General features: G+C 23.2%; 15 protein-coding genes. All 15 read left to right on the forward strand.

What is annotated here, in order from left to right; translation table 11 throughout:
• The first annotated feature begins 25 nt into the window (after window positions 1-25).
• The 15 genes from J2S18_RS07675 (at window position 26) to J2S18_RS07745 (ending at window position 12135) form a co-directional block, all read left to right on the forward strand.
• Window positions 26-1168: a C40 family peptidase gene (locus J2S18_RS07675; protein ID WP_307485326.1), complete on the forward strand. Its 1143-nt coding sequence runs from the start codon at window positions 26-28 to the stop codon at window positions 1166-1168.
• A 64-nt stretch (window positions 1169-1232) separates the two neighbouring features.
• Window positions 1233-2066 carry a hypothetical protein gene (locus J2S18_RS07680; RefSeq protein ID WP_307485327.1) on the forward strand — a complete coding sequence of 278 codons (834 nt, stop codon included), beginning with the start codon at window positions 1233-1235 and terminating at the stop codon, window positions 2064-2066.
• 248 nt (window positions 2067-2314) lie between these two features.
• Entirely contained in the window at window positions 2315-2584 is a 270-nt protein-coding gene (locus J2S18_RS07685; RefSeq protein ID WP_307485328.1) for a hypothetical protein, read from the forward strand.
• Window positions 2585-2604: 20 nt separating this feature from the next.
• Window positions 2605-3012 carry a hypothetical protein gene (locus J2S18_RS07690; protein ID WP_307485330.1) on the forward strand — a complete coding sequence of 136 codons (408 nt, stop codon included), beginning with the start codon at window positions 2605-2607 and terminating at the stop codon, window positions 3010-3012.
• Window positions 3013-3014: 2 nt separating this feature from the next.
• Window positions 3015-4187, forward strand: a complete 1173-nt coding sequence (mobP2, locus tag J2S18_RS07695) for a MobP2 family relaxase (protein WP_307485332.1) — start codon at window positions 3015-3017, stop codon at window positions 4185-4187.
• Window positions 4188-4239: 52 nt separating this feature from the next.
• The gene (locus J2S18_RS07700; protein ID WP_307485333.1) at window positions 4240-4536 is read left to right on the forward strand and encodes a hypothetical protein; all 297 of its coding nucleotides are present in this window, start codon (window positions 4240-4242) and stop codon (window positions 4534-4536) included.
• Between the two features lie 24 nt (window positions 4537-4560).
• Complete coding sequence (locus tag J2S18_RS07705) at window positions 4561-4794, forward strand: hypothetical protein (protein WP_307485335.1); 234 nt, start codon at window positions 4561-4563, stop codon at window positions 4792-4794.
• 107 nt (window positions 4795-4901) lie between these two features.
• Window positions 4902-5888, forward strand: a complete 987-nt coding sequence (locus tag J2S18_RS07710) for an ImmA/IrrE family metallo-endopeptidase (RefSeq protein ID WP_307485338.1) — start codon at window positions 4902-4904, stop codon at window positions 5886-5888.
• 30 nt (window positions 5889-5918) lie between these two features.
• Entirely contained in the window at window positions 5919-6323 is a 405-nt protein-coding gene (locus tag J2S18_RS07715; protein WP_307485340.1) for a pentapeptide repeat-containing protein, read from the forward strand.
• Window positions 6324-6389: 66 nt separating this feature from the next.
• Complete coding sequence (locus J2S18_RS07720; protein WP_307485342.1) at window positions 6390-6548, forward strand: hypothetical protein; 159 nt, start codon at window positions 6390-6392, stop codon at window positions 6546-6548.
• A gap of 59 nt (window positions 6549-6607) precedes the next feature.
• Window positions 6608-6913 (forward strand): hypothetical protein, encoded by a 306-nt coding sequence (locus J2S18_RS07725; RefSeq protein ID WP_307485344.1) that lies wholly within the window; start codon window positions 6608-6610, stop codon window positions 6911-6913.
• A 392-nt stretch (window positions 6914-7305) separates the two neighbouring features.
• Window positions 7306-8721, forward strand: coding sequence for an HsdM family class I SAM-dependent methyltransferase (locus tag J2S18_RS07730; RefSeq protein ID WP_307485347.1), 1416 nt, complete (start codon window positions 7306-7308; stop codon window positions 8719-8721).
• Window positions 8722-8761: 40 nt separating this feature from the next.
• Window positions 8762-10921 carry an ATP-binding protein gene (locus tag J2S18_RS07735; RefSeq protein ID WP_307485349.1) on the forward strand — a complete coding sequence of 720 codons (2160 nt, stop codon included), beginning with the start codon at window positions 8762-8764 and terminating at the stop codon, window positions 10919-10921.
• On the forward strand, window positions 10914-11513 hold the full coding sequence (locus J2S18_RS07740; protein WP_307485352.1) for a hypothetical protein: 600 nt from the start codon (window positions 10914-10916) through the stop codon (window positions 11511-11513). Before J2S18_RS07735 ends, J2S18_RS07740 begins: the two co-directional genes overlap by 8 nt.
• Window positions 11503-12135 (forward strand): HNH endonuclease, encoded by a 633-nt coding sequence (locus J2S18_RS07745; protein ID WP_307485355.1) that lies wholly within the window; start codon window positions 11503-11505, stop codon window positions 12133-12135. Before J2S18_RS07740 ends, J2S18_RS07745 begins: the two co-directional genes overlap by 11 nt.
• Window positions 12136-12207: the final 72 nt, after the last annotated feature.

The following is a 12207-nucleotide window of genomic DNA, read 5'->3' on the forward strand; positions in this document are numbered from 1 at the left end:
AAACTACTTTAAAGGTGGTGATTAATTGGACTATAAAAAACTACTAAAGAGAATAGTTGCTATTTTAGGAATAAGTAATGTAATTGGAGGAATACTTTTTTTGACTTTTATCGCTACTATAATTGGAGCAATACAAGGAAATAAAAGTAATAATAATAGCTATTCAGAATTAAATGGTGTTCCAACAGAATATATTGAATACTTTAATGAAGCTTCAAAATTAAGTGGAATTCCTAATTGGGTATTGGCAGCTATAGCAAAACAAGAAAGTAATTTTAATCCTAAAGATGAATATGGTGGAGCTTATGGTATTATGCAAATGCAAAAATCAGAAGGTTCAATAGATTTATGGGCAAGTTATATGAGAGATGGACTTGGAGATTTTTATAAAAAAGCTGGATATAGTTTTTCTTCTTCTGACGATATGTGGAACAAATTTTTAAAAGACCCAAAGGCTCAAATACTATCTGGAGCATATGAAACTTTGTATTATACAAACTATGTTTTATTTAAAAAGGGCATAGCAAAGTCTTTAAATTATAATAGTGTTGAGAATATGAAGTTAATAAATTGGAATGCAAATGAAAGTGATAGTAAGTTTGTTGAAGTGTTAAAAAGAATATTTGCTTGTTATAATGGTGGTCCGAGTTATGGTATGAATGTAGATTTTAATAATGCACAGAACAATTATCCTAATCAAGTTTTTCAATATGCAATGGAATTTAGGGGTAATGGACTTAGTGGAACAGGTCAAAAGGGAGATAATAAAACAATAGAAAATGCAATAAAGGCAGGAGAAAAATGGGTAGGTAAATCACCTTATGTTTGGGGTGGTGGAAGAACAGAATCTGATGTGAAGAAAGGAAGATTTGATTGTAGTTCATTCGTTTATTATTGTTATTCACAAGCCGGGATTAAATTAGGTGATATGTCTGGTGTTACAACTTGGAGTTTATTAAAACAAGGAAAGTCAGTAAATAAGAAAGATATGAAGCGAGGAGATATTATATTTTTTGATACAGTAGGTAATGATACTCATGTTGGATTGTACTTAGGTTATGGAAAGTTTATGCACGATAGTTCTAGTAAAGGAGTAACTATTTCTGATTTAAATAGTGCATATTATAAATCAGTTTTTAATGGAAAGGTAAGAAGAATAATAAATTAAAAATAAAAAATATTTAGATTGTTTAAAGAAATATTTATAGTAATTTCGATATGGAGGTGTTAAATTGAGTGTTGAAAATATTAAAGAAAAAATAGAAAAATTTAAAAATAAAAGATTTAAAAGCCAGTCTGCTAAATATTATTTAATTACAGTTGTAATGATATTTGGATTAGGCTTTTTTTTATCGTCTAATTATCTACTCAATAAGAATTTTATAAATGTAAAAAGTACAGAATTAAATCAAAAGATGACACTTGAAAGTGTAACAATTGATTTAGTAAGCAGAAAATATAATAAAGATACAGGATTATTTCAAGCTATATTATATGTTAGTAATGATGAATTAAATAGTGATGATTCAATAAATGTTAAAGTTAAAGTAGATACTGATCCTCAAAAGATTATACAAAGTAAACTAATAAAAGTTAGTGATAATTATTATATATTAACTACCAATTTAAAAAAAAATTGGAATACAGTTGCATTAGTAGTAAGTGAAAGTAATTCAAATAATGAGAATAAAAATATAAGTATATATAATAATAAATCAGATGTTGTAGAAGATAGTAAGTTAAAAGAAGAAAACTTAAATGGATATAATGTTGAAATAACTGACTTAGAAATAAAAGATATTAATAATAAAATTAAATATATAAATGGACAAATAGATACTAAAAAGAAATTAATAATGAACCTTTTATCAGATAATGATAAGCAAAAGAGTGATGAAAAATATCAAACTGAAGATGAAATAAAAAATACAGAAGGTAAAATAACTCAAAACAATAATACAATAGATAATACAAAAATAGATATAGAAAATTTACTAAAATCACTAGAAGAACAACAAAAAAGGATAGAGAAATTACAACAAAAGAAATCAGACTTAGAAAAATAGCAATAAATTATGTGGTAATAACTTGTATATTCTGTGGTGATGTTGTGGTAATGTTGTGTCGCAAAGGTGTATATATGGAAATTATTTTGATATCACTTAAACGCTAGGCTTTGCCTAGCCTATAACCTTGTGTGATAGCAGTTTTTCCTTATGCTCTTAACTAAATACTTACTGGTATATTTCCAGTAAGTATTTTTAATTTCAATTTTATATTAATTATAGATTACAAAAAGGAGGTTAAATTTAAAATGAATGATATTTTAATTAGAAATGTACCAGAACATATAATATCAAAGATAGATGAAGATTGGAAAAATCAAAATTATAAAAGTAGAAATGAGTATCTAAATAAGCAATTGGAGTTAATGGTTTCGTTAGCTCCACTAAAAAAGATGGAGAATAATTATATTTATTTAATCAATAGGTTAAGTAAAGTTATTGAATATAATTCAAAAGTAATGGGGGTATTAGCAGAAGAAGTTTTATCAGAAGATATTGAAACTATTATAAAAAAATAAATTATAAGGAGGAATGAAAAATGGTTAGGGCAGATAAACATTATAGAATGACAAAGGAAAATTTAGATTATATAGAAAAAATTAAAAATGAAAGGCATTTAAAATATCCTAGTGAAGCATTAGAAACAATAATAAGAGAGCATAGTGAAAATGAAACATTAACTATAGAAGAAAGAGCAAAGTTCTTTGCAAAAGAAATTGCTTTAGAATTTTCAAAGGAACTTGTAGGAATAAAATATGCTTCAAGAGAAGCTGATAAAAATTCAAAGATAATCTTAGAATTACTAAATGGAATATATTTAAAAGAAGATTATGGGTTTATATGTACTACTGATACAGATGAAACTGAAGGAGTAAAAATTGCTAAGAAATTTATTGAAGGATCTATAAAAAATAAAAGAACTAAAAAATTATATAAGGAATATTAATTATGAGTATACCAGCAATAATTTTAACTTCTAATTATGTCTTATCAAATAAGGTTATGAAAAATGGAGAAGTTGTAAGTTATAACGATTATGTAGATTATATGGATAGAGAAGAAGCAAGAAAAGAAAATAAAGAAGAATATGCAGGATATAATGATTATATGGGAAACCCAAATAAAGATGGTTCTCTTTTTACTAAAGATAAAGATAGTTTAAATGATGAGGAAATAAAAGAAGTAAAAAAAATATTTAAAGTTGCACAAGATAAAAAGAGTAATTTATGGCAAGATGTTTTTTCTTTTGATAATGAGTGGTTAGAAAAGCAAGGACTATATGATAGTAAAACAAAAGTATTAGATGAAGAAAAAATACAAATTGCAGTAAGAAAAGCTATGGATACTTTAGAGAAAAAGAGTGGCAAAAAATATTTTTGGTCATCAAGTATTCACTATAATACTAAACATATTCATGTTCATGTAGGAAGTGTTCAATTAGATAAAGTTGATGAAAGAGGAAAAAGAAAACTAAGTGCAGTCAATGCAATGAAAAGTAGTTTTACTAATTCTTTAGTAGATTTTAATAAAGAATATCAAAAAATAAATGAAGTAATAAGAGGAAAATTAGTTTATAAAACTAGAAACTATGATTTGAAAAAAGATAAAGAATTAAAAAATAATATTAAAAAAATTGTAAAGATGCTACCTAAAGATAAGAAACAATGGTACTATAATTACAATACTTTATATGAAGTAAGACCATTACTAGATAATATAACAACAAAATTTATTGAAGAAAACTTTAAAGAAGAATTTAAAGAGTTAAATAAATTATTAGATAATCAAGAAAAAAACTTAAAAGAAATATATGGTGAAGGTAAAAAAGAATATTATAAAAACTACAGAGAAACAAAAATAAAAGACCTTTATACAAGAATGGGAAATGCAACATTAAGTAATATAAAAAAATATGTTTATGAAGAAGAAAAGAAAAAATATATAAAAGATAATAAAATTAGTAAACCTATTATTACTCAAAAGGCATTAAATACTTTTAAGAAAAGTTTAAAAAAAGATTTTAATAGTATAAAAAATCAAATAGAACATGAAAAAATTGAGAATGAAAGATATAATTTAAATGAAAAAACTAATGATATTGAGTATGAATTAAACTTATAAAAAGATGTCCCCAGGGGACACTTTTTATATTTTAATAAAGGGGAGAGTTGCTATGAGGGATAGATTAAAAAAGTTGTCATTATGGAAAATATATAATGAAACTAAAACTATTTATATAGTATGGAATGATTCTGACGAAATACTAAAATATATTTTAGATAAAAATATATTTTTAAATAAGATATTTTATAAAAGAAAAGTGGCAGTAAAAAGTAAAATATTAATTAGTATAGATAATGGTAAGAATTACTATTATATACCTAAAATATTAAATATATTAAATATATTAAATAATAAATTAAAAGAGCCTTATATATTAGATAACTGTTATATATATGGAATAAAATAAGAATTAAATAAAGGAGTGAAAAATATGTTTGATGGATTAGCATTAGTTTTAGAAATAATTAGTGATACAGAAATTAAAGTTTATACATTAGATACAAAAGAAAATATAGTATTAACTGCTAGTAAAGGAGATATTGTTGGACTAAAGGATATGTTTGAAACAGAAGAAACTGTAATAGTTCCATATAATATTAAAAATAAAACATTAGATGGAGTAATTGTTTTAGAAGATGAAGGAGTAGAAGAATTTATACAATAAAATATGAAAGAAAAATTTAAAAATATAGTTTGAAAACTACCTAAAGGAAATAAATTAAGGTAGTTTTTATTATTTGTAGTAAATTTAAAATTAAGGAGGATAATTTTATGGCAGGATTATATAAGAAAAAAAGTGAAGAAGAAAAGCAAAAAGAAGTTGATGAATTAATAAATAAAGCTAATAAAAAAATAGATAATATTTTTGATATTCCTGGTGATGTAAAGGAGTATCTTTCTTTTATGTCAAAGTTTTATAATTATTCTTTTAGAAATACAATTTTAATTCAAGAACAATTTCCGGGAGCAATAGCAGTTGGATCATATGCTTTTTGGAAAGAAAAAGGTTTTACAGTAAATAAATGTGAAAAAGGAATTGGAATTTTAGTACCTAAAAAATTAAGTAATTATTTTATAGATAGTAATGGTAAAGAGAAAGCAATATATAAAGCTAATAAAGAAGAAAATGAATTAATAAAAAATGATAAGATAGAAATTTTTGAAGGTAAATTAATGTATCAAAAAGGATATGTTTTTGATATATCTCAGACTAATGCAAGTGAAAAAGATTTACCTAAAATATTTCCAAATAAATTTTTAAATGGAGAAATAGAAAATTATAATGTATTTTATAAAGCGTTAGAAAATATATCAAAAGAAATAGGAAGTAAAATAATAGAACCTAAAAATGAAATTGGAGTAGCAAAAGGTATTACTTACAAAATGACTAAAGAAGTTGATTTAAATCCTAGAAATAGTCAAGTTCAAAATATAAAAACATTGATACATGAATTAGCTCACTCAAAATTTCATAGAATGGATAATTTAAATGAACACACAAGACCAGAAAGAGAATATCAAGCTGAAATGACGGCTTATGCAGTAACAAGTTATTTTAATATAGATAGAGAAGATGATTCTTTAAGGTATATTAGAAATTGGAGTAAAAATATTACATTAGATAACAAAAAAAGATTATTAGGAGAAATTAAAGAAGCTGCAAAAGAATTTATAAAAATAATAGAAAAAACATTTGAAAAGGAATTATCAGGTGAATTAAATAAATCTGATAATTCTTTTTTTATTCCTGAAGAATGATTTAGATTATAAAAAGGGAGATGAAAAACAATGAGTAAGGAAATAAAGCAAAGAGAAATAAATAAAATGGCTAGAGATCATGAAGAATGGATTGATACAAACGGTAAAAGTGGAAAGAAATTAAATTTAGAAGGAAAAGAATTAAATGGTATAAGATTATTAAATTTAAACTTAAAAGAAGCTAATTTTAAAAATACAATAATCAAAGATACTGCTATTTTTGCAAATTTGGAGGGTGCAAATTTTGAAGGCAGCAAAATAGATAATGTAGAATTTATAGGTTCAAATATAAAAGGAATGAAAATTGATACAAAAGAATTAGAAAGGATTAATATACAGATAAAAGAAGAATTAAGTCTGCATAATGAAGCTAATGTAAGTTTAAAAACAAATAATAATAAAGAAAAAAGTAATGATTACGAACTTAAGATGTAAGAATAAATAAAAGGTGCCGCACATGGATATCTTTTAAAATATAAAATTTAAAGGATAGATTATTTTATGAAAAATATAGATAAGGAAAATCTAATAAAAGAGTTAGAAAGTAGTATAGAGAATTTAGCTTCACTAAAAGGAGAAAATATTAGAAAGTTTTTTAAAAATACTTTTGATATAGAAAAAATTAATAATAAAATAGAGAAATTAAGAATAGAAAAGTAGCAGAAGATTTAAAAGGTTTTTCATTATGGTCGGGCGTTGAAGGAGAATATAATAATTCTGTGGTATTGGATAAAGATTATATAAAAGATGATATTGTTATAAATGCTATAGATAAAGTAAAACAAGAATCAATTATAAAGAAAATAAATTTTATTATGGATAAAAAAGAAGAAGATAAAGAACAATTCAAAAATGATATAACAGATATAGCAGAAGAATTAAATGTAAATTTTAAAAATACAATAATAAAAGACACTACTATTTTTACTAATTTAGATGGTTCAGATTTTGAAGGTATCAAAATAGAAAATGTAGAATTTATAGAGTCAAATATAAAGGAAATAAAATTTATGCAAAGGAATTAGAAAAAATTAATATACAAATAAAAGAAGAATTAAGTCTGCATAATGAATCTAATTCAATATTTAAAATAAAGAAAATAGTTATGAAGTTGAGTTGTAATTTTATGAATGTAATATTAAATGAAAATAAAAGTGCTTGAAATATATTAAAATATAAAAAAGTTTTTTAGTTTCAATTTAGTTATAGTACTTATAAGGTGATTTTAGAGTGAAAATAGTTTATACATTTAGTACTTTTTTGAAAGTTGATTTTTAAAATTAAGATTTCAATATTAACATTTATTATTGAAAATGTTCCTGAATTAGTAAAAAAACACCAGTTGAATATGGTGGCTTTTATCAAGAAAAGATGATATGTTATAATTAAATTAATTTTGTAAGGTTGGAGGAAGAATATGGACTTTAGATGTCAACAGTTTACCCCTAATGCAATAGTGAATATAATGTTAGATATTTTAGGATATAAAAAAAATTTATATGGTAAAAAAATCTTAGAAAATTCTTGTGGTGAGGGAAATATATTATTATCAATAGTTGAAAGATATATTTTAGATTCTAAATTAAAAGGATATTCTAATGAGGAGATAAAAAATGGATTAGAAAATGATATTTATGGAGTTGAGTTGATAAAAGAAACATATGATATATGTATTAATAATTTGAATGATCTTACAAATAGACATGGTCTTAATAATATTGACTGGAATATAGTTAATGAAGATAGTTTAAAATATGATTTTATTATTAAATTTGATTATGTTATTGGAAATCCACCATATATTTCATATAAAAATTTAGATAAAGAGAAGAGAAATTTTTTAAAAACAAACTTTGAAACTTGTAAATTGGGAAAACCTGATTATTGCTATGCTTTTATTGAAAGTGCAATAAATAAATTAAATGACATAGGAAAAATGGTGTATTTAATTCCTAGTAGTATTTTTAAGAACGTATTTGGAAAAACTTTAAGAGATATGATGATTGAAAATTTAGTTGAAGTATTAGATTATCCAAACAAAAAATTATTTAAAAACGCATTAACATCATCTTCAATAATATTAATTGATAAAAACAAAAAAAATGATAATTTCATTTATAAAGATATGACTAATAAAACAAACTATAATATTATAAAAGAAAATTTAAGTTATAAATGGATATTTGAAGAAAGTAGAGATTATGATTCATTTGAAAATTTAATTGAATTTGAAGAATTATTTAAAGCAAGGGTAACTATTGCGACTCAAAAAAATGATGTGTTTGTAGTTAATTATGATAAAAAAGAGAAATTACATTTAGAAGACGATATATTAAGAAATGCTATAAGTCCAAGAAATATGATTTTTGGTAAAAAAGAGTATATAATATTTCCATATAAGTTTGAGAATAATAAATTACAAAGATTTTCTGAAAGTGAATTAAAAAATAAATATAAGAACTTATATAAATATCTTTTAGAAAATAAAGTAGATTTACAAAAAAGAAAATCAGACTTAAATAGTAATTGGTTTGAGTATGGACGTAACCAGGCAATTTCAAATATGAATAAAAAAAAGTTAGTAATTTCTACGGTAATAACCAATAAGGTAAATGTTTATAATTTAAAAAGCAATGATATACCATACTCTGGAATATATATTATTTCGAATGGAGAATATAGTTTAGAGATTGCAAAAAAAATATTAGAAAGTGATAAGTTTTTTGAATATATAAAGAGAATAGGAACTCCAGCTAGTGGAAGTTCACTGAGAATAACTGCAAATGATATTAATAGATTTAAGTTTGTTAAGAGTGAATATGGATTATTGTAAATATTAACAAGAGTAATTTAGATTGGAGATGAAATATTGTATGGAAAAGTTAAAATATATTATAGAGGATAGTACAATTGCAGAATTATTAGGAATCCAAAATTTTACTAATAAAGAATCTGCAGTTCTTGAGTTGGTTAAAAATGCTTTTGATGCTAAAGCAAAACAAATAGATATAATTTTTGAAGGAAGTAACTTAATAATTAAAGATGATGGTAATGGAATGAATGCAGAAGATATAAAACGACATTGGATGCATGTAGGAAAAAGTGATAAAAAATATGATATTTTAGATGATGATAATAATAAAAGAATTTTGGCTGGTTCAAAAGGAATAGGAAGATTTGCGTTATCTAGATTAGGCGAAAATGTAGAATTATATTCCCAAAAAAATAATAATTATGATAATGCAATATTATGGATTACTGATTGGAATGAAAGTACTTTGCATATAGAAAAATCATACAAAAATTATGGAACTAAAATAATAATTAAAAACTTAAGGGATAAATGGAATAAGATTAGTATTGATAAATTGGCAAAATATTTATCTAGAACATATAATGATGAACTAATGAAAATAAATATAATTTTTCAAGGAGAATCTAATTTTATAAAAAGATATTTTTCAAATCCTATATTAGGATATAATTGTACTAGTAAAATAAGTTTGAAATATTTGGCTAGAAAACAGATGTTATTATGTGTAATAGATTCAGATGAATTTAAAGATGAAGCTGTTGAATTTTTAGGAGGAGTTAATATATCTAGTTATGAATCTAGTATTAGTATATTAGATGAATTAGAAAATGTTAAAAATTTAAATTTATCTAACAATGAATTGAAAAACCATTTAATTGAATTAGGAGATTTTTCAGCAGAATTTTTCTTTGCGTTAAAAGGATCAACTCAATTTGAAATGGAAAAATTTCTTTATAAATATAAAAATCTTTTAGGAAAATATGAAGAAGGTATTATATTATATAGAAATTCATTTAGTATTTCATCTTATGATGGGACAAAAGATTGGCTTGAATTAGGAAAACGTTCAAGACAATCACCAGCAGCTGCAACTCATCCAACTGGTTCATGGAGAGTAAGAGAAAATCAATTAGCTGGAATAGTAAACATTGATAAGCGGGAAAATAGTGTATTAGAAGATTTGTCTAATAGACAAGGATTGAATGAAAATGAATATTATGAAATATTTACAAAAATTTTGCGTGTGGGGATTTCTGAGTTTGAAGGTTTTAGACAAAATATAATACGAGAAATTAATAAAAAAAATTTAAATAAAAATTTAAATAAAGAAAGAAAGTTGACAGAAGGAATAATAAGAAATCCAAATAAAATTAAAGATCTATCAAAAGAAGAAGTAGATAAATTTATAGTTGAAATTAAAGAGTTTAAAAAGGAAAATTTAAATTTCAAAAAAGAAATGATTGACAGTGAAAAAAGATATAAATATGATGTGAGAATATTAAATGTTTTAGCTACATCTGGATTAAAAGCAACATCAATAGCACATGAAATGCAAAATGATAGAAATAAGATAGCACAAAATTGTGATTTTATAATAGAAGCCATGAAAGCATATGAAATTTGGGATTTAATTAATGCTGAAGATAAGACTAAGTATGCTTATTCCAATATTCCAGAATTAATCGAAAAAAATAGGAAAGTAAATAAAAAAATAATTTCTTTTATGGATACTATGCTTGATGAAGTTGAGAAAAAGCAATTTTTATCAGAAGAATATAATGTATTTGAATTATTAAATGAAATAAAAAAAGTTTGGGAAAGAGATTTTTCTTGGATTAGAATACGTTTAAATATAGAAAAAACAATTATATATAAAATACCTAAAGATGTTCTAAGAGTTATATTTGATAATTTGATATTAAATAGTATACAGCAAAATGAAAATAGCAGTAAATTATATATAGATATAGAAATTATATTAATTAATAATGTTTTAAATCTATCTTATCAAGATAATGGAATAGGATTAGAAAAAAAATATCTTGATAAGCCTACAAAAATTTTAGAAGTGCATGAGACATCTAGAAAACATGGTCATGGTCTTGGAATGTGGATTGTTAGCAATACAATAAATATGACAGGAGGTGAGATAATTAATATAGATGGAAAAAATGGGTTCAAGATTATATTTACTGTAGGAGGAAATTGGAATGAATAAAATAAATATAATTTACGTTGATGATGAATTAGATGCTAATATATCAAAATACATTGGAACAACGTATAATTATAAGAGGTTTGAAAAAGTATATAATGAAATTACATTTGAAGCAAAGAAAGGATATGAAAGTTTATTAAATGATAAACTAGTAAAAGAAGCAAATATAATTTTAATTGATTCTAAGTTGTTTGAAAATGATAGAGTTAGTAATGGAAAATTCTCAGGAGAGGAATTTAAAATGATTTTAAAAAAAGTCTTTCCTTTTATTGAGGTAATAGTTATAACACAAAATGAATTAAAAGAAGAATATGGTACTGTTTCTAAATATAAGTTTGATGTGGATATAAGTGCAGATAAGTATTATTCTGATAATTTGAAAAAAGAATTAGATACTGCTGCTAATAACGTATTTATATATAGAAATATTGCTAACAAATTAAAAAGCAATGAAGGTATAGATAAGGTTTTAATTGAAAAAATAGTGAATTCATTAGATGGAGACTCAAAATATGATGAATTAACAAAAAATGATATAGATAATATCATTGAAGCTTTTAAAGAATTGCAGAGGGATATAAATGAAAGATGATTATAGGAACACTATATACTGTCCAAAATTAAAGGATGTAGTTGTGAAAAAGAGTTGCTTGGATAATAGAATAAAAAAAGAGCATCCAAGAGTAAAAATAATATACAATAAAGTTAGAGAAAATAAGGGGAATTACAAAAGAGAATTTATGAACATTTATAATTACAAATGTAGTTATTGTGGAAACTCGATAAATAATTTGGATTATAATCTTTTTGAGGTAGATCATTACATATGTGAATCATCTTTTAACTCTATGGAATTAGCTGGAAAATTAGATGATTTAGTGTTAGCTTGCTATGATTGTAACAGAAACAAAAAAGGATTAGTTATTAAAAATAAATATAAAGAATTATTGAATCCAGATTTAGAAAAGATAAAAGAAGTTTTTTTTAGAGATGAAAATTATTATATAAATATTACAGAAGGATATATAAAAGATGACTTTATTAATGTATTTTATAAACAGTTAAAGTTAGGATATCAAACTAGAAGGCTAGATTTTTTACTAATGAATCTTAGAGGTTTATGTAAAGAAATTAGTGGACATGCGGAGTCAGAAAAGATAAAAGAAATATTAATAAAATTAGAAGAAAAGAGAAATTTGACTAGTTGTAAGTAATTTATATTAGTGGACAAGCATTTGGCTGAAAAGGTTGAAATTTTAGATTTTCATGGTATTAAATTATAATAT

It is taken from the genome of Eubacterium multiforme (assembly GCF_030813415.1).
In the GTDB taxonomy this organism is placed as follows: domain Bacteria; phylum Bacillota; class Clostridia; order Clostridiales; family Clostridiaceae; genus Clostridium; species Clostridium multiforme.